At 71.3% G+C, this 18,663-nt stretch carries 10 protein-coding genes and 1 pseudogene; all 11 read left to right on the forward strand.

Going from position 1 to position 18,663, the window contains the following annotated elements:
- Positions 1-8: 8 nt before the first annotated feature.
- Positions 9-6,230 (forward strand): annotated as a pseudogene (locus tag BJY18_RS33290) (SDR family NAD(P)-dependent oxidoreductase); the annotation flags it as partial.
- Between the two features lie 294 nt (positions 6,231-6,524).
- Positions 6,525-8,063: an anchored repeat ABC transporter, substrate-binding protein gene (locus BJY18_RS33295; RefSeq protein WP_184783819.1), complete on the forward strand. Its 1,539-nt coding sequence runs from the start codon at positions 6,525-6,527 to the stop codon at positions 8,061-8,063.
- Positions 8,060-8,878 carry a choice-of-anchor M domain-containing protein gene (locus tag BJY18_RS33300; RefSeq protein WP_184783820.1) on the forward strand — a complete coding sequence of 273 codons (819 nt, stop codon included), beginning with the start codon at positions 8,060-8,062 and terminating at the stop codon, positions 8,876-8,878. The genes BJY18_RS33295 and BJY18_RS33300 overlap by 4 nt, the downstream gene beginning before the upstream one ends.
- Before the next feature lies 1 nt (position 8,879).
- Positions 8,880-9,632 (forward strand): anchored repeat-type ABC transporter ATP-binding subunit, encoded by a 753-nt coding sequence (locus tag BJY18_RS33305; RefSeq protein WP_184783821.1) that lies wholly within the window; start codon positions 8,880-8,882, stop codon positions 9,630-9,632.
- Positions 9,629-10,501, forward strand: coding sequence for an anchored repeat-type ABC transporter permease subunit (locus BJY18_RS33310; protein WP_312874048.1), 873 nt, complete (start codon positions 9,629-9,631; stop codon positions 10,499-10,501). The genes BJY18_RS33305 and BJY18_RS33310 overlap by 4 nt, the downstream gene beginning before the upstream one ends.
- Before the next feature lie 35 nt (positions 10,502-10,536).
- Positions 10,537-12,273: a choice-of-anchor M domain-containing protein gene (locus BJY18_RS33315; protein ID WP_184783822.1), complete on the forward strand. Its 1,737-nt coding sequence runs from the start codon at positions 10,537-10,539 to the stop codon at positions 12,271-12,273.
- Positions 12,270-13,088 carry a choice-of-anchor M domain-containing protein gene (locus BJY18_RS33320; protein WP_184783823.1) on the forward strand — a complete coding sequence of 273 codons (819 nt, stop codon included), beginning with the start codon at positions 12,270-12,272 and terminating at the stop codon, positions 13,086-13,088. Before BJY18_RS33315 ends, BJY18_RS33320 begins: the two co-directional genes overlap by 4 nt.
- A gap of 79 nt (positions 13,089-13,167) precedes the next feature.
- Positions 13,168-13,836 (forward strand): TetR/AcrR family transcriptional regulator, encoded by a 669-nt coding sequence (locus BJY18_RS33325; RefSeq protein WP_184783824.1) that lies wholly within the window; start codon positions 13,168-13,170, stop codon positions 13,834-13,836.
- A gap of 158 nt (positions 13,837-13,994) precedes the next feature.
- Positions 13,995-15,131 (forward strand): serine hydrolase domain-containing protein, encoded by a 1,137-nt coding sequence (locus BJY18_RS33330; protein ID WP_184783825.1) that lies wholly within the window; start codon positions 13,995-13,997, stop codon positions 15,129-15,131.
- 29 nt (positions 15,132-15,160) lie between these two features.
- On the forward strand, positions 15,161-17,209 hold the full coding sequence (locus BJY18_RS33335; RefSeq protein WP_184783826.1) for a S9 family peptidase: 2,049 nt from the start codon (positions 15,161-15,163) through the stop codon (positions 17,207-17,209).
- Positions 17,206-18,630, forward strand: coding sequence for an aminopeptidase P N-terminal domain-containing protein (locus tag BJY18_RS33340; RefSeq protein ID WP_184783827.1), 1,425 nt, complete (start codon positions 17,206-17,208; stop codon positions 18,628-18,630). Before BJY18_RS33335 ends, BJY18_RS33340 begins: the two co-directional genes overlap by 4 nt.
- Positions 18,631-18,663: the final 33 nt, after the last annotated feature.

The raw sequence follows: 18,663 nt of genomic DNA on the forward strand, positions 1-18,663 counted from the left end.
GGTACCCGATGCCCAACGAAGACAAGCTCCGCGACTACCTCAAGCGGGTCAGCGCCGAGCTGGCGACGGCGCGCGAGCGGCTGCGGGCCGCCGAGGACCGCTCGCGCGAGCCGATCGCCGTCGTGGGCACCGCGTGCCGGCTGCCCGGCGGCGCCGACAGCGCCGAGCGGCTGGGGGAGCTCGTCGCCGGCGGCACCGACGCGGTCGCGCCGTACCCGCTCAACCGCGGCTGGGACATCGACGGACTGTTCGGCCCGGACGGCGGTGCCGGCGGTTTCCTCGCCGACGCCACGGGATTCGATCCGGAGTTCTTCGGCATCTCCCCGCGTGAAGCGCTCGCGATGGACCCGCAGCAGCGGCTCGCCCTCGAGGTGTCGTGGGAGGCGCTGGAGCACGCGGGCATCGACCCGGCCGCAGTGCGCGGCACGGCCGCGGGTGTGTTCGCCGGGGCGTTCGCCTCGGGCTACGCGGGCGGCCCGGCCGGTTCCCTGCAGGACGAGGTCCGCAGCGGACACCTCCTCACCGGACTCACCACGAGTGTCCTTTCCGGACGGATCGCCTACACGCTCGGTCTCGAAGGTCCCGCGGTCACCGTCGACACGGCCTGTTCCTCTTCCCTGGTCGCGGTGCACCTGGCGATGCAGGCGCTGCGGTCGGGGGAGTGTTCGCTCGCGCTGGCCGGCGGTGTCACCGTGCACGCGACGCCGGAGTGGCTGGTCTGGTTCACGCGCCAGGGCGGCCTCGCCTCGGACGGCCGCTGCAAGGCCTACGGCGAGTCCGCCGACGGCATGGGGATGGCCGAAGGTGCGGGAATGGTCGTGCTGGAGAAGCTGTCCGACGCGCAGCGCAACCGGCACCGGGTGCTCGCCGTGCTCCGCGGCAGCGCGGTCAACTCCGACGGCGCGTCCAACGGCCTGACCGCACCCAACGGCCCGGCGCAGCAACGGGTCATCCGCGCCGCGCTGGCCGACGCCGCGCTCGGGCCCGGCGAGGTCGACGTCGTGGAAGGACACGGCACCGGCACCCGCCTCGGCGACCCGATCGAGGCGCAGGCGCTGGTGCAGACTTATGGTGCCGGGCACGACGCCGAACGGCCGCTCCTGCTGGGCACCGTGAAGTCCAACATCGGGCACACCCAGGCAGCCGCCGGGGTCGCCGGCATCCTCAAGATGGTCTCCGCATTGCGCTCCGGCGTCGTGCCGCCGACCCTGCACGCCGCCGAACCTTCGTCCCGCGTGGACTGGTCGGCCGGCACCGTGCGGCTGGTCACCGAACCCACGCCGTGGCCGGACAGCGGCCGTCCGCGCCGGGCCGGGGTGTCGTCGTTCGGGATCAGCGGAACCAACGCGCACCTCATCCTGGAACAGGCGCCGGAACCACCCGGTGACCAGCCGGGCCGCGAGCTGCCGGTGATCCCGTGGCTGTTCTCCGCACGCTCGACCGAAGCGCTGCCCGCGCGGATCGAGCAGAACCGCGCACTGCTGTCCGAAACGGATCCGGTGGACGCCGCATGGTCGCTGGCCTCGAGCCGCGCGTCGCTGCCACATCGCGCCGCGGTGCTGGGGCGCTCCGGCGACGAGCTGCTGTCGTCGGCGGACCATCTTGTCGGCGAGGCCGGGTCGGTGGGCAGGACCGCGTTCGTGTTCAGCGGGCAGGGTGCGCAGCGGCTGCGGATGGGGCACGAGCTGTGCGAGGCGTACCCCGTGTTCGCGGAGACGTTCAAAGCCGTGTGCGCGGAACTGGACGACCAGCTGGGCGCGGCGCTGGAATCCGAACGTGTCCACGAAACCGAATGGGCGCAAGCCGGACTGTTCGCGGTCGAGGTTTCCCTGGTGGCTTTGCTGAAGCGCTGGGGAGTAGCGCCGGAGTTCGTCGCGGGGCATTCGATCGGTGAGCTGGCGGCGGCGTACGTGGCGGGGGTGTGGTCGCTGCCGGACGCGTGCAAGCTCGTCACCGCGCGTGGCCGGTTGATGCAGGCGTTGCCGCGTGGCGGTGCGATGGTGGCGGTGGCGGCTCGTGAGGACGATGTCGTGGCGGCTCTGGTGGACGGTGCTGCTATCGCGTCGGTCAATGGCGCGCGTTCTGTGGTGGTGTCCGGCGAGGAGGCCGCGGTGCTGGCCACTGTGGACGCTTTGGGGGAGGTGCGGTCGAAGCGGCTGACGGTGTCGCATGCGTTCCACTCGCCGTTGATGGAGCCGATGCTGGCGGAATTCCGCGCGGTGGCGCAGTCGCTGACCTACCACCGGCCCACCGTGCCGCTGGTGTCCGGGCTGACCGGTGCACCGGTGACCGACGAGGTGTGCGACCCGGACTACTGGGTCCGGCACGTACGCGAGCCCGTGCGCTTTGCCGACAGCCTGTCATCGCTACGGACGGCCGGCGTGCGTACGTTCGTCGAGATCGGTCCGGACGCCGCGCTCACGCCGATGGCCGACCCGGCCGCGGGCGAGGCGTGGCTGCCGGTGCTCCGCCGCGAGCGCCACGAACCGACCACGCTCGTCACTGCCGTTGCGGGCCTGCACGTTCGCGGCGGGCATGTCGACTGGCCCGCGTTCTTCTCCGGCACCGGCGCGAACCTCGTGGATCTGCCCGCCTACCCGTTCCAGCGCACGCGACTGTGGCTCGACGGCGCCGTCACGGACGCGGCCGGCCTCGGCCAGTCCACAGTGGAGCACCCGTTGCTCGGCGCCGCGCTCGAGCGGGCCGGCGATGACGGGGTGGTGCTCACCGGACGCGTCTCACGCCGGTCCCACCCGTGGCTGGCCGATCACGTCGTGGCCGGGAGCACGCTCGTGCCGGGCACCGCGCTGGTCGAGCTGGCCGTCCGCGCCGGCGACGAGACCGGCTGCCCGCGCGTCGCGGAGCTGCTGATCGAGCAGCCGCTGGTACTGCCCGAACGAGACGCGGTCAGCCTCCAGGTCACCGTCGCCCCGCCCGAGGGAAACGGCGGGCGGGCCTTCGAAATCCACTCGCGCGCCACGAGTGGCTGGACCCGGCACGCCACGGGCACCCTCGCCCCGCTGAAAACCGCGGAGCCGGTCGACCTCAGCGTGTGGCCGCCCGCCGGCGCCACCCCGGTCGACCTCGAAGACTTCTACCCGGCCCTCGCGGGCAACGGCCTCAGCTACGGTCCGTCGTTCCAGGGCGTGCGCGCGGCGTGGCGGCAGGGCGACGACCTGTACGCGGAGGTCAGCCTGCCGGACGGACTCACCGCGCACGGCTTCGGCGTGCATCCGGCGTTGTTCGACGCGTCCCTGCACGTCCTCGGTCTGAGCGGCGGGACGAGAGTGCCCTTCGCGTGGTCGGACGTCGTCGTGCACGCGGAAGGCGCCACGACCGTCCGAGCGCAGCTCAGCCCGGTCGGCGAAGGCGTACGCGTCACGCTCGCCGACACCACCGGGTCGCCGCTGGCCACGGTCGGTTCGCTGAGCCTGCGTACGTTCACGCCGGGCGCGTCCGCGGTCGCCCGGGAGGCGTTGTTCCGCGTTGACTGGCGTCCTGCCAGTGCTTCGGGCGACACGGCCGGGTGGGCGGCGCTCGGCGACCTCGACCTGCCCGGCGTCAACCAGTACGCCGAACTCGCCGACCTGATCACCGCCGTGCGTTCCGGCGCCGAGATACCCCCGATCGTCGCCGTGCGGTGCCCGGCCGACGGTGCCGCGGGCGCGCTCGACCTGGTGCAACGGTGGGTGGCCGCCGAGGACCTGACTTCCGCGCAGCTGCTGGTGATCACCGAACGAGCGGTCGACGCCGGTCCGGGCGCCCCGGTCCGGCCCGAGGCCGCGCCCGCGTGGGGACTGCTGCGCGTGGCGGCGGCGGAACACCCCGGACGCCTCGTGCTGTCCGATGTGGAGGATTCGGTCCCCGGTCCGCTGCTCGCGGCCGGAGTCGCGCTCGGCGAGCCGGAATTCGCCGTGCGCAACGGAGAACTGCGTGTGCCACGTCTGGTGCGCGCCGCCGCGGAGCTGACCATCCCACCGGCAGCGGCGGACACGGGCGGCTGGAGTCTCGGGTACGCCGGTCAGGGCACGCTGGAGAACCTGACGCTCGACGCGGTGGAGAACACGCGTCCGCTCGGCCCGGGCGAGGTGCGCGTCGGCGTGCGCGCGGCGGGCGTGAACTTCCGTGACGTGCTCACGGTCCTCGGCGTGTACCCGGGACCGGCGGGACCGCTCGGGCTCGAAGCGGCGGGCGTGGTGCTGGAGGTGGCCGAGGACGTCGACCGCTTCCAGGTCGGCGACCCGGTGATGGGCATCTTCACCAGCGCTTTCTCCCCGGTTGCGATCACCGACGCCCGGCTGCTGCTGCCCGTGCCCGCGGACTGGTCGTGGGCCGAGGCGGCGGCCGCACCCGTGGCGTACGCGACGGCGCAGCACGCGCTCGTCGGCCTGGCCGGGCTCGGTGCGGGAGAATCCGTACTCGTCCACGCCGCGGCCGGCGGCGTCGGGCAGGCTGCCGTGCAGATCGCGCTTCACCGCGGCGCCGAGGTGTTCGCCACGGCGAGCCCCGCGAAGTGGCCCGTGGTGCGCGCGCTCGGCTGTGACCGCCTCGCCTCCTCGCGCACCCTCGACTTCGAGGCCGAGTTCACCGGCGGGATCGACGTGGTCCTCAGCGCCCTCACCGGCGAATTCATCGACGCTTCGCTGCGGCTGATGGCGCCCGGCGGCCGGTTCGTGGAGATGGGCAAAACCGATCCGCGTGATCCGGCGGAGGTGCGACGCGACCACGACGTGCGCTACGAGGCGTTCGACCTGTTGTCCGAGGGGGTGGGCACGATGGGACCGGTGCTCGCCGCACTGGCGCCGCTGCTGGCCGGCGGGGTCCTGCGCCCGCTGCCCGTGACGTGCTGGGACGTGCGCCACGCCGCGGAAGCGTTCCGGTACCTCAGTCAGGGCCGCAACGTCGGCAAGGTCGTGCTGACCTTCCCCGCGCCCGTCGATCCGCGCGGAACCGTGCTGGTCACCGGTGCTTCGGGCGCGCTCGGCCGGTTGGTGGCGAAACACGTGGTCACGGCCCGGCGCGCGCGGCACGTGGTGCTCGCGTCCCGCCGCGGCATGGCGGCCGACGGGATGCCCGGAACCGTGGCCACGCTCGCTGCCCTGGGTGCGCAGGTGCGGGTGGTCGCGTGCGACGCCGCCGACCGCGAGGCCATGGCAGCTGTGCTCGGCACCATCCCCGGCACGACGCCGCTCAGGGCCGTGGTGCACGCGGCCGGCGTGCTCGATGACGCGCTGGTCGGCGCGCTGACCCCGGACCGCGTCGATTCGGTGATGCGCCCCAAGGCCGGTGGCGCGCGGGTGCTGCACGAACTGACCCGCGGCCACGACCTCGACGCGTTCGTGCTGTTCTCCTCGGTCACCGGCATCTGGGGCACCCCCGGACAGGGCAACTACGCCGCGGCCAACGCGTTTCTCGACGCGCTCGCCGCGCACCGCCACCGGCTCGGGCTGCCGGCGACGTCACTGGCCTGGGGGCCGTGGCGCAGCGAAAGCGGCATGGCGGGCAAGCTCACCGACGCGGACTGGCAACGCCTTGCCCGCCGCGGTCTGCACCCGCTGAGCGATTCCGACGGCCTCGCGCTGCTCGACGCCGCCGTCGCCGCGGGCAACCCGGTGCTCGTGCCCGCACGGGTCGACGTGTCCGGTCGCGACGGCGCCGAAACCCCGCCGCTGCTGTCGGCTCTGGTGCAGCGCAAGCCCGTCCGCGCCACGGCCGCCGTTGCGATCCCCGCCGCATCCGGCCTCACCGCGCGGCTGGCCACTCTCGCTCCCGGTGACCGTCATGAGGCCGTGCTGCAGGTCGTCCGCACGCAGGCGGCGCTGGTGCTCGGCCTGGCCGGCCCGGCGGCGGTCGGCGCGGACCGTTCGTTCCGTGACCTCGGCTTCGACTCCCTCACCGCGGTCGAGCTGCGCAACCGGCTCAGCGCCGCCACGGAGCTGCAGCTGTTCCCGACGCTCGTCTTCGACTACCCGGCCCCGGCCGCGCTCGCGACCCACTTGCTGTCCGAACTCGACGGTGGTCCCGCGATCAGCCCGCTCACCGCCGCCCTCGAAGACCTGGGCCCGCTGCTGGCCGCGCTGACCGACCCGGCGGAGAAGGCGAAGGTGTCGTCCCGCCTGGAAACGTTGCTGCACGACCTGCGCGCGACACCCACCGAGGACGAAGCCACCCTCGAAACCGCCACCGACGACGAGCTGTTCACCCTGATCGACGACGAACTGGGTATCTGAAGCGACTCCACCCCGGCTGAGGGCTCGGTCTGAGGGCTCGCTCACGTTTCGGTGTCCCGGCCGGAAATTCCGGTGGCGCACCGCGTGACCGAGCCGCGGCCCGTTCGCACTGGTGGTCTGGACCACGTTCACGGATGCGCATCCGCTGATGTCACCGGTCGTCACCGCTCGTCGCTCAAATCGACATTGATAGTCGTTTCCATGTCCGTTACGTTCCCTTGTGCCGGCTGAGCGGCGGCTGAGGGGTTTTGGCCGTTCCCGCCTGGCGGATACCTGTTTCGTGGAAAGGTCTTGATGCGTAAGCGTGCGGCCGCGCGTGCCCTGAGCGGGTGCGTGGCGATGGTGCTCGTCGTGAGCGGATGTGCTCCGGCCGGTCGGTCCGGCGACGGTCTGTCGGTGGTGACGACGACCGAGATCCTGGCGGATCTGGTGCACGCCGTCGGCGGTGACCGGGTGCAGGTGGACTCGATCGTTCCCTCCGGTGGTGATCCGCATTCCTACGAACCGGCTCCTGCCGACGCGAAACACGTGGCACAGGCCGACGTCACGTTCACCAACCACCTGCTGCTGGAGGAACAGCGCCTGATCAAGGCGATCGATTCCAACGCGCGCGAAGGCACGCCGAACGTCTCCCTCGCCGAGGATTCGGAATCCTATGGCGCGCACGTGATCCCGCTCGTGGAGGACGTCGGCCTTGACGTGCTGTGGCTGGGGCTGCGGGTGCGCGGCGACGGCACGCAGTTCGGCGCCACGCGCACCTCGGAGGTCCGGCTCTCGGCGACCGCGCTGGAGGGTCCGGGCACGATGACGGCTTACCTGACCGAGTCGCTGGGGCAGCCGGAGGTGTATTTCTCCTCGGCCGACGGCTTCGACGAGCGCGACTCGACCACGCTGCCGCCCGCCGCGCACACCCACCTCAACTGGGCGTTCAGCGCGCCGGGTGTCTACCGGCTTTCGCTGCGCGCGCAGCTGAACGAGCCCAGCGGCACACCGAAGCCGTTGGGGGAGGACACTTTCACGTTCGCGGTCGGGGTGGATCCGGAGACTGCAGCGCCGGGCAAGCGCGTCCTCGACGAGGGCCACACGGACCTGACCGTCGACCTGGACAAGGGCGAGCTCTACACCTTCAACGACACCACCGGCGGTACGACGCAGGAGGAGATCCCGGCGGCCGACGCCGTGATCGAGGTGCCGAACAAGGCGGCGGAACAGGTTCCCGACGACCCGCGGTTCGCGTTCCTCGGCTCGCCGGGAGCGCCGATTTTCCAGCTCCCGCAAGCGGTTCTGGGCAAGCACGTGCATGGCGAGATCGATCCGCACCTGTGGCAGGACGCCGGGAACGCGTCGGCGTACGCGCAGCTGATCCGCGACACGTTGAAGAAGGTCGACCCCGGCGGTGCCGTGGAGTACGACCGCAACACCGCGGAGTACCAGCGGAAGCTGGCCGGCCTCGACGACTACCTGACCCGCACCATCGCCACGATCCCACCGGGCAATCGCCAGCTGGTGACCACGCACGACGCGTTCGGCTACCTCGCCGACGCCTACGGGCTGAAGGTCGCCGGGTTCGTCGTGCCCAATCCGGCGCAGGAACCCAGCGTGGAGGACGTCCGCAAGCTGACCGAGACGATCCGGAACCTGCACGTGCCCGCGGTGTTCACCGAACCGAACCTGGCGCAGCGGGCTTCGACGCTGGTCCAGGTCGCCCGCGACCAGAACGTGCAGGTGTGCTCGCTCTACGGCGACGCGTTCGACGCGAAGACCCGCACCTACGTGGACATGATGCGCCGCAACGCGGATGAGCTCGCCCGGTGCCTGGGAGGTGCCGGATGATCCGCGTGGCGCGATGGCTCGCTGTCCCGGCCGTGGCCGCCGCCCTCACGACCGCTGTGCAGGACGGTCCGGTCGACGCGCCCCCTGGCCACGTCGTGATCAGGGACGGGCACGTCGACCTGGGCCCGCGGTTCCCCGGGGGCACGTGGACGATCGAGATGCGCGACGACACCGGCGGCGAACCCGTGTGGCGGCGGCTCGACGACGTCGTCCTGCACGCCGGCGAGGACACCCGCACGGAAGTGCCGCCGGGCGACGAATACGCGTTCCTCGGCGCGCCCGGCTCGGCGGTCTGGCTGCTGCCGCAAACCGAGCGCGCGGGTACGGTCTGGCCAGGCTGGAACACGCAGGACCCGGGGACCGCGGCGAGAGTCGACCGCGAGGTGACCTGGCGGCTGCGGTCGGTCCAGGGGCCCGGCCCGTTCTCCCTGTTCCTCACCGGCGCTTTCGGTGCGCCGCAGGTGGTCTTCGACGGACGGAACCCCTTGCCGCAGGAGACCGGTATCGAGGTCGGCAGTCACGTGCACGGCAACTGGGCCTTCGGCGCGCCGGGCACGTATCTCCTCGGTATCGAGATGAGCGCGTCCACAGTGGACGGCGAACAAGTGGCCGACCGGCAGGTCCTGCGGGTTCACGTCGGGGACGGCGATCCGGCCGGGGCGTTCGCCGTCGCCTCGACCGCCGTGCCGGAAACGTCGGCGGACGAGGACTCGGACAGCTCGCCGGTCTGGTGGATTGCCGGTGCCGTCGTGGTGGCCGGTGTCGTGGTGCTCGCCGTCGTGTGGCGTCGCACCCGGCGGACGTTGGGGAGCTGAGATGGCCGAGCGGCAACTGGAACTCAGCGGGGTCGCCGTCGAACTCGGCGGCAGGCAGGTGTTGCACGATGTGGACCTGAAGCTGGACGAAAGCGAGCTGGTCGGGCTGATCGGGCCGAACGGCGCCGGAAAGACGACGCTGCTGCGCACGATTCTCGCCCTGCAGCCGGTGCGCTCGGGCACCCTGCGGGTGGGCGGCCGTCCGCCCGCGCAGGCGCGCGGCAGGGTCGGCTACGTCCCGCAGCGGCACGAGTTCGCCTGGGATTTCCCGATTTCCGTGGAAGCGGCTGTTCTCACCGGACGAGCGCATCTGCGGCGCTGGGGACGGCGTGCCGACTCCGAAGACCGCGAAACGGTGCGAGACGCGTTGCGCCGGGTGGGCATGGCGGACCTCGCGTCGCGGCCGGTCGGGGAGCTTTCCGGCGGGCAGCGGCAACGCGTGCTCGTGGCCCGCGCGCTCGCCATGCGTCCCCGCCTGCTGCTCCTGGACGAACCGTTCACCGGCATCGACGTGCCCACCCAGGAAGCGCTCACCGACCTGCTCTCCCAGCTCCGCACCGAAGGGACCGCGCTGCTCATGACCACGCACGACCTCGCCGCAGCCGCGGGGATGTGCACCCGGCTGTGCCTGCTCAACCGCACCGTTGTCGCCGACGACGAACCCGCCCGCCTCGCCGACGCCGACGTGTGGTTGCGCGCGTTCGGGCTCGCGCGGTCGGAGCAGCTGCTGCGCATCCTGGGCGGTGCCACGTGAACGCGGTTATGGAGTTCCTTGCCGGGCCGTGGGAGTACGACTTCTGGCGCCGCGCGCTGCTGGTCGCGCTTCTGTCGGGCGTGGTGTGCGGGGTGATCGGCAGCCACGTCGTGCTGCGCGGCATGGCTTTCATCGGCGACGCGGTGGCGCACTCGGTGTTCCCCGGTGTCGCGGTGGCGTTCGTGTTCGGATTCGATCTCGTCATCGGCGGCGCCGTCGCTGGGCTGCTGACAGCGTTGCTGGTGGCCGTGTTCTCCCAGAACCGGCGGCTCAAAGAGGACTCGGTGATCGGGATCTTCTTCGCCGCCGCCTTCGGGCTGGGCATCGTGGTGCTGAGTACGGCGCCCGGTTACAGCGGTTCGCTGGAGTCGTTCCTGTTCGGCTCGATCCTCGGGATCAGCGACGGCGACGTCCGCAACGTCGCGGTGATCGGGGCCGTGGTATTGCTGCTCGCCGCCCTGCTGCACACCAGGCTCGTCGCGGCGAGCGTCGACCGGGAGCAGGCCCGCGCGCTGGGAATGCCGGTGTTCTGGCTGGACATCGCGCTCTACACGATGGTCACGCTCGCCATCGTGATCTCCCTGCAGGCGGTGGGCAACGTGCTCGTGCTCGCGCTGCTGATCACCCCGGCGGGCGCGGCGCGGCTGCTGACCGACCGGCTGGGCGTGATGATGCTGCTCGCACCGGCGATCGGCGCGGGCAGTTCCGTGGTCGGGCTGTACCTGTCCTACCTCTTGGACCTAGCCGCCGGCGGGCTCGTCGTCCTCACCGTCACCGCGGCGTTCCTGCTGTGTTGGTGCCTCGCGCCACGGCACGGGTTGCTGGCGAAGCTGCGCACCCGCCGGGCACCCGCCGTCGGCTCGCGCTGACTTCGTTTTTCCATCCACAGAGAGGAAAAGAGTTCGTGCACCACCCCAAACCGCGGCGCCGCCGCACCCGGGCAGCCGCCCTGTTCGCCGGGGTCGCCGGCGCGACGATCCTGCTCGCGCCGGTGCCCGCCGCCGCCTTCGAGCCCGACGGCGGCCGCGAGGTCGTGGGCGCCGGCGCCCACGTCGACGCGATCTATCCCGAGGTCCGCGACGGGAAGCTCGCCGTCCATTCCCTGACCCCGGACGGTGTCCGGGAGCCCGAGGAGCTCGTTCTGCACGTCCCCGAGACCGACAGCTCCCACGTGAAGCTGCCCGCGGGCTTCGACTTCCTCGGCCAGGAAGGCAGCGATGCCTGGGTCACCACCGAGGCGCAGGACCAGTCGGTCGTGTGGCCGGGCTGGTCGTTCGAGGGCATCGAGCGCGGCCTGCTCAAGGGCACTGTCAAGATCGACTACACCGGCTACGGCTACGCCGGGGACGCGACCGACCCGCGGTTCGCGGTGACCCAGCCCGGCGGGTTCGACCACACGAAGGTCAGCCAGCTGTTCGTACCGGGCTCCCCTTTCACGACGGTCAGCGGCGAGGTCGGCGCGCACACGCACGCCACGTGGACCTTCACCGCGAAGGGCACCTACGACATCGCCTTCAAGGTCTCGGCGAGCCTCGCCGACGGCACCCCGGTGTCCGACGACGCCACGGTGCGCTTCCAGGTCGGCGACCTGCCCGACACTCCAGCGGACCCGGTGAAGCGGGCGGACCCGCCCGCCGGTGCTTCGCTCGACCACCTCACCGTGGTGCCGAACAAGGTGGACGGCGAGTACTTCGTCGGCCAGACCGTGACCCTGACGGCGATGTCGCCCGCGGGCGCGACACCAGGCAGTAGCTATCGCTGGTACACCACGAAACCCGGCGGCGGCCCGGTGCCGGACGAGGAGCAGAAGACCGCGACCTACACCGACAAGCCGACCCGCGCGCTCGACGGGACCACTGTCCACGTCGAACAGGTGGGAGCGGACGGAAAGGTACTCGACAAGTCGGAGCCGCAGACCATCCGCGTCCGCGCGTTGCCGCCCACGACGACGCTGACGGTCACTCCTGACCAGGAGACCTACCCCGTCGGCGCCACCGCTTCGTTCAGCTCGGTACAGAAACCCTCGACGGCCGACGAGCACTACCACTGGTATCTGCGGAAGCCGGGTGAGGACTCCTACGAGTGGATCGAGGAGTCCCGCCTTGCCGACCAGAAGCTGCCGATCACGGCGGACCTCGACGGCGCGGAGATCACGGCGCGGCTGTTCAACGCCGACCACGCCATCCTCAGCGAGGCCGCGCCGCTGCGGATCTCCGTCTCCGGTGCGCCGGCTGCGAACCTGCGGGTGACCTCGGCGAAGCCGACGTACGCGCCGGGGGAGACCGCGAAGTTCACCGCCACCGGTGCCGCGCCGGACAGCGTCATCGACTGGTCGGTGCGCAAGAACGGCGAAAACGAGTACACCGCGCTCGACGACGGCCACGGCGCGACGTTGAGCCGGCCGGTCGACGCCGGCTGGCAGGGCAGCCAGGTCCGCGCGGTCGTCCGTGACGGCTCGGGTGAGCAGAGCGTCGAGGCGATGGCGCCGGTCGTGCACGTCGAGGACACTCCGGCTGCGTCCGAAGAGGACACTTCGAATGGCGTGCCGGTGTGGCTCGTCGTCGGAGGCGTCGTGATCGTCGTCGTGCTGATCGGCGGAGGGGTGTTCTTCGCCCGCTCCCGTCGGAAGAGCGACGCGTGACGTTCCGATCCACAGTGGATGGAGGTGCCGTCGGTGGCTCTCGCCGGCGGCACCCCGCGCTGCTGTTCGCCGCTGTGCTTCTCGGGCTTTCCGGCTGCCCGGGCGGCATCGCCGTGGCCGAAGAGGCGGGGCAGCCGGTCGAGATCCGCGACGGCCACCTCGACATCGGGCCCGCGCTCGATGACGGCCGCTGGAGCATCCGCCTCAAGGACGACTCCGCAGGCATCACGACCTGGCGGGACCCCCGGGACGTCGTCCTCCGCGTGAGCGAGGCGGCGAAGTCCACGGTGCCCGCGGGTACCGGATACGAGTTCCTGGGCGCCGCCGGGAGCACCGTCTACCTGCTGCCGCAGACCCAGGCGCCAGGTGTGGTGTGGCTCGGATGGAATACCCGGCATCCGGGGTTGCTGGCGCAGCCACCGGAATCGGTCTCACTGTCCCTGCGGGACATCGAGGGACCGGGACAGCTGCACGTGTTTCTCGACTACGGCGCGTTCAGACCCCCGAAGACGGTCTGGGACAGCACAGGCCCGGTAGCCGAGCTCCCGGTAGAGTCCAATGTGCACACGCACGCCAACTGGGCGTTCAGCACGCCGGGTGAGTACCGCACTCGCTTCACGGCGAACATCACGCCGAAGGCCGGGCCGCCAGTCACGGTGTCGGCCACCGTACGCTTCCTGGTCGGCGAGGCAACCCGTCCCGCCGACAGAGGGAACTCGGCCACGACCTGGTGGGCCGCGGGTATCGGGCTGGTCGTGATCGCCGCCGCCGGCGCCGCGCTGCTCCGCATGCGATCGCGCGGAGCGACAGGCTGAGGCAGGCGTCGGTCGTAGTCCGCCGCCGGGCGGCCTAAGGTGGGTGGGTACTCGCCAGCGCACGACATCGAGGGGCACCGTGGAAGGGTCAGCACGCCGCACACGCGGCGAATCGGCCGGGCTCACCCGCGAGGCCGTCGTCGCCGCGGCCGAGATCGTCGCGGAACGGTCCGGCGTGGCGAAGCTGTCCCTGCGCGCGGTGGCCGTCGAACTCGGGGTCAGCCCGACCGCGATCTACCACCACGTCCGGGACCGGGACGAACTGCTGGACGCCGTCGCGGACGCGTTCGTGTTCCGGAAGGTGCTGCGGCGGCTTCCCGGAACAGGAACCCGGAAGACGGCACCGCTGAAGCGGGTCCGGCTGATCGCGCACCGGCTCCGCCGGGCCGGCATCGAGCATCCGGGACTGCTGTCCGCGATCGCCGGCTACATCCCCGAGAAGTCCCCTTCCGCGCAGATGGACTGCGCCGAGCTCATCATCTCGGATCTGCTCGACGCGGGAGCCGCGCCGGAGCGGGCGGTCGTGCTCTACCGAGCTGTGGTGATGCTGTGCGTGGGCGACGCGATCGCCTACGCGAACTACGCTCGCCCACGCGCGACGCCGCTCACCGATCGGCTCGAACGCCATCTGAACACCGAAAGGTACGCCGTGCTCCACGGCTACCTGCACCGCGCCGCGGAGCCGGAGCGTGACCAGGGCTTCGACCAGCAGCTGGACCTCGTCCTGCAGGAGCTGGCGCCGCACTGAAGCCAGCCGGCCGGACCAGTCCGTTGCCGCGCGGGAAATCCCTTCACCGGTGCGACCTCTCTTGCCCTTTAAATTGACGGTGTTAATATGGCTCGCAACGGCCTCTCCGCACCCCGCCCGTTGCCCTGTCCTCTGTCGCCGCTATGCCGGGAGTACCCATGACATTCGATGCCGAGAAGGTCCGCGATACCGCCGCCGCGCAGATCGAGGGCGATCCGGAAGGTGGTGCCGCACTGTGCGTCGTGGTCGACGGCGTCGAGGTGGTCAACGAAGCGTGGGGGCTCGCGGACGCCGAGAAGGGCACGCCCTACACCTCGGACACGCTGCAGATCGCCCAAAGCATGGGGAAAGGTGTGGTCGGGGCGGCAGCCGCGCTCCTGATCTCGCGCGCGCAGCTCGACCCGGATGCGCGGGTGGCGTCGTACTGGCCGGAGTTCGGCACGCCGGACAAGCGGGACATCACCGTGGCGCAGCTGCTCTCGCACCAGACCGGGCTGCTCTACCTGGACGACACGATGCCGTTGACGCTCACTTCGGACCGGGAGAAGCTCGCGGCGGCACTGGTCGCGCAGGCTCCGGTGTGGACGCCGGGCACCAGGATCGCTTACAGTCCGCAGACCATCGGCAACTACGCCGACTTCCTGTTCGAACGAGCCTCGGGTCAGGGCTTCGCCGGCCTGTTGCGGGAAATCACCGACGCGCTCGGAATCGAGATGTACGTCGGCCTGCCTCCCGCGCAGCGGCACCGGGCCTCCCGCGTGCTCGCCGCCGCGGGGGGCGCGATCGCGGAGGCGAATCTGGCCGCGATCCTCGCCGATCCGGACAGCGTGTTCGCGCGTATCGCGCGGAACATCCCGGAGACGCTGCCGGATCCGATCCCGATGGTCAACGGCGAAGCGATCTGTGACGCTTTCCTGCCCGCTGCCAACATGTTCGCCGGCACACGAGACTTCGCGCACCTCTACAGCGCGTTGAGCGGCGCCTTGCGGGGCGAGCCGTCGCCGCTCTGGTCCCGCGCCGCCGTCGAACTGGCGACGACCGAGGTGGTGCGCGGCGAGGACGCGGTGTTGTCGACCCCGACGGCGTTCGCATTGGCTTTCCAGAAACCCAGCACGACCTATCCGCTCGCGCGCAGTCCACGGGCCTTCGGCCACGGCGGAGCCGGAGGTTCGCTCGCGATGGCCGATCCCGACGCCGGTTTCGCCTTGTGCTGGATGACCACCCGCTACGGAACGGCCGCGTTCGATCCGCGCCAGACCGCGGTCCTGGACGCCGTCTACTCGGCACTGAACTGACCGGATTCTCCGACACACGAGGGGCAGGAATGACCGGACTGATCGATCCCGGCGTACGCGACCTCCGGGCCGCTGCCGAATTCACGCGGGTCGCACGCTTCTACCAGCGGTGGCACGGGCCTGCCTTCGGTGGCGTCAGCGGAGCGACGTCGCCGTCGGCTTCGCCGGACGGGCTCGCGATCGCGTTCACCGGCGAGATCCGCACCGGCCTCGAAGGACACCCCCGGTTCCGGCTGTGCCTGGCCGACGGCAACGGGATCCGGCGGCTGACCGACCCTGAGTCGCAGGTGAACGAGCGGAATCCGCAGTACTCCCCGGACGGGCGGAGGATCGCCTTCACCTCCGACCGCGAGACCCCAGGGGTCCAGCAGCTGACGGTGGCCGATCCGGTGAGCGGGCGGCTTCGGGACACTCCGGCCGTGGACGGCACGGTCGAGTATCTCCAGTGGTCGCCCGACGGAACCAGGATCCTGCTCGGGGTGGCCGGACTCGCCGCCGACCTGGCCGGCGGTGAAGGATCGGGCAGCGTCGTCCGCGGTGATCGCGCGGAGCTTCCCGCCTGGGTCCCCGAAGTGGACTCCGGCATTTCCGGTGATCACTGGCGCGGCATCTGGATCTACGACCTCGCAAGGGACTCGGTCGAACGGGTACCGGCGACCGGGCTGAACGTGTGGGAATCGGTGTGGTGCGGGCCGGACGCGGTGCTGGCCGTGACGAGTACTTCGCCGGGCGAAGGTGCGTGGTACACAGCAGATCTGCGCCGGATCGATTTGGCAGGCGAAGCGGCCGAGCTCGTGCACGAGCCGGACGGTCAGCTGGGTTGGCCTGCGGCGAGCCCGTCCGGCCGGCGTCGCGCGGTGGTCGAGGCACGGTCATCGGACCGCTGGGTGGTCGCCGGGGACGTCGTCGTGCTGGACACGCAGCGAGGCACCACGGTGAAGATCGAAACCGGGGACGTCGACGTCACGCACCTGCAGTGGCTCGACGAGTCGAGGCTGGCGTTCCTGGGAGTGCGGGGGCTGGAGACGGTTGCGGGAGTCCACGACGCCGGAAGCGGGCAGACGACCGAGACCTGGTCGAGCACCGCCACCTGCGGTGACCGCTACCCCGTCGCGTCGTTCCTGCCGGACGGGTCCGCGGCGATGGTGCACAGCAGCTATTCGGTGTGCCCGGAGCTGGCGTGGCTTCGCGAGGGCCAGGTCGAAACCGTGGCCGGTCTCGGTCACGGGGGCGCTGATCACGTGCGCGAGGTCGCCGGCGCGGTCGAGCCGGTCCACTGGACGGCGCCGGATGGCACCGAGATCCAGGGGCTGCTGTGCACCCCCGACGGCGAGGGACCGTTCCCGCTCGTGGTGAACGTGCACGGCGGGCCGGTCTGGGGCTGGCGGAACCACTGGATGCTGGGCGGTGCGTACGTCCGTCTCCTCGTGAGCCGCGGCTACGCCGTGCTGCATCCGAACCCGCGCGGCAGCAGCGGGCGCGGACAGGAATTCGCCGGAGCCGTCTTCGGCGATCCCGGCGGGGCGGACACCCAGGACTACCTGAGCGGAATCGACGCGCTGGTCGCCCGCGGCGTCGCCGACCCGGAACGCATCGGCGTGACGGGAGCGTCGTACGGCGGCTACATGGCGGCGTGGCTGATCACCCAGGACCAGCGGTTCGCCGCCGCCGTGCCGATGGCTCCGGTGACCGACTGGTATTCCCAGCACTACACGAGCAACATCCCGTTCTTCGACGAGTTGCTGCTGGCCGACGGTCCACACGGGACTGCCGGCCGGTACCGCGAACGGAGCCCGGTGACCTTCGCCGGCCGGGTACGCACGCCGACCCTGCTGATCGCCGGCACGCAGGACCGGTGCACCCCGCCCGGGCAGGCCTGGGAATTCCACCAGGCGCTGCTGCTCGCGGGCGTGCCGTCCACCTGCGTGGTCTACCCCGGCGAAGGGCACGGCGTCCGGTCCTTCCCGGCGCTGATCGACCAGGGCGCACGCCTGCTCGACTGGTTCGAGCGCTACCTGCCCGTTTCCCCGGGCATCCCGACCCCAGCCGGCCCGCCGGCGCAGCAGGAGGCACCGTGACCGATCGTCTTGTCCCGCAGAAGAAGTGGAGCGACGCTGAGCTCACCGCTCTTCTCGAACGGTTCCCGGGACGCCGTCTCTCGCCGGCTCTGCTGCGCGCGATGACGCGAGGCTGGTCCGTCCCCGCGAGTGACGTCGTGGAGTGGCGCGGGGCCGCCCCACGACGAGCGCGCCGTCGCGTGCTCGCGGCGGACTTCCCCGGCGTCACGCTGGTCGTCCCGGCGGGACGACCAGCAGTGCGCACGAACGACCTTCCCTTCGCGTACCGGCCGGGGACGGACCACATGTGGCTGGCCGGGCCGACCGAACCCGGTTCGGTGCTGGTCCTCGGTCCGGACGGCGAGGAGACGCTCTACGTTGCCGAGCAGCCGGCGCTGGGGCACCCGAACGCGGTGCTCGACGTCCACGGCCCGCTCATCGAAGGTCCACTGGAGACCTGCGCGGCCACCGCAGTCCGGCTCGGTGTCGAGACCCGGCCGATCGGCGAACTCGGCAAGCGCCTCCGCGGAACCGCGGCGAAAACCGTGCGAGGCCTCGATCCGCACGTGGACGCCCTCGTGGCAGACGACGGTCGCGAGCTCGAAAAACAGCTCGCTCGACGCAGGCTGTACAAGGACGCCTACGAAATCGCGCAGCTTCGCCACACCGCGGACGTGACGGTCGAGGGTTTCGCCGCCGTAGCCAGGGCTTTGCCCGACGCGGTGCGGCACGGCCAAGCTTTCGTCGAAGGTGTGTTCGCCCAACACGCCAGAACGCACGGTCGCGGGCTCGCCTTCACCCCGATCGTCGGAAGCGGGCACCAGGCGACGATCCTGCACTGGCAACGCAACGATCAGCGGATCGGACCCGGAGACCTGCTGCTGCTGGACGCCGGCGTCGAAGGTCCCGAGCTGTACGCCTCCGACGTTGCCCGGACCATGCCCGTCTCCGGCCGGTACACATCCGCGCAGCGCGACGTCCACGACATCGTCCATGCTGCCCACCAGGCTGCGCTCGCGGCTGCGCGGCCTGGCGGCTCCTTCACTGATCCCCACCAGGCGGCGCAGCGGGTGCTGGCGGACGGCTTGCACAGCCTCGGCGTGCTGCCCCATCCCGCTTTCGACGGTCTCGCCGCGGGCGAACGCTCCTGGCGGTGGACGTTGCACGTCACCAGCCACATGCTCGGCGCCGACGTGCACGACAGCCTCGTGGTGGCCGGTGAGTACACCGCCGGCACGCTGGAGCCGGGACACGTCCTCGCGGTCGAGCCGGGCCTGTACTTCTCCCCGTTCGACGACTACGTGCCCGAACACCTGCGCGGAATCGGCGTGCGTATCGAGGACAACGTCGTCGTCGAGGACAACGGCATCGAGGTGCTGACCGCCGCGCTTCCGACGTCCGCCACGGGCATCGAGGACTGGATCGCCGACCACGCCCGGTGAGGCGCACAATCTCGACCCGGTCGCAGCGATCGT

This window comes from Amycolatopsis jiangsuensis, from assembly GCF_014204865.1.
GTDB classification, from domain to species: domain Bacteria; phylum Actinomycetota; class Actinomycetes; order Mycobacteriales; family Pseudonocardiaceae; genus Amycolatopsis; species Amycolatopsis jiangsuensis.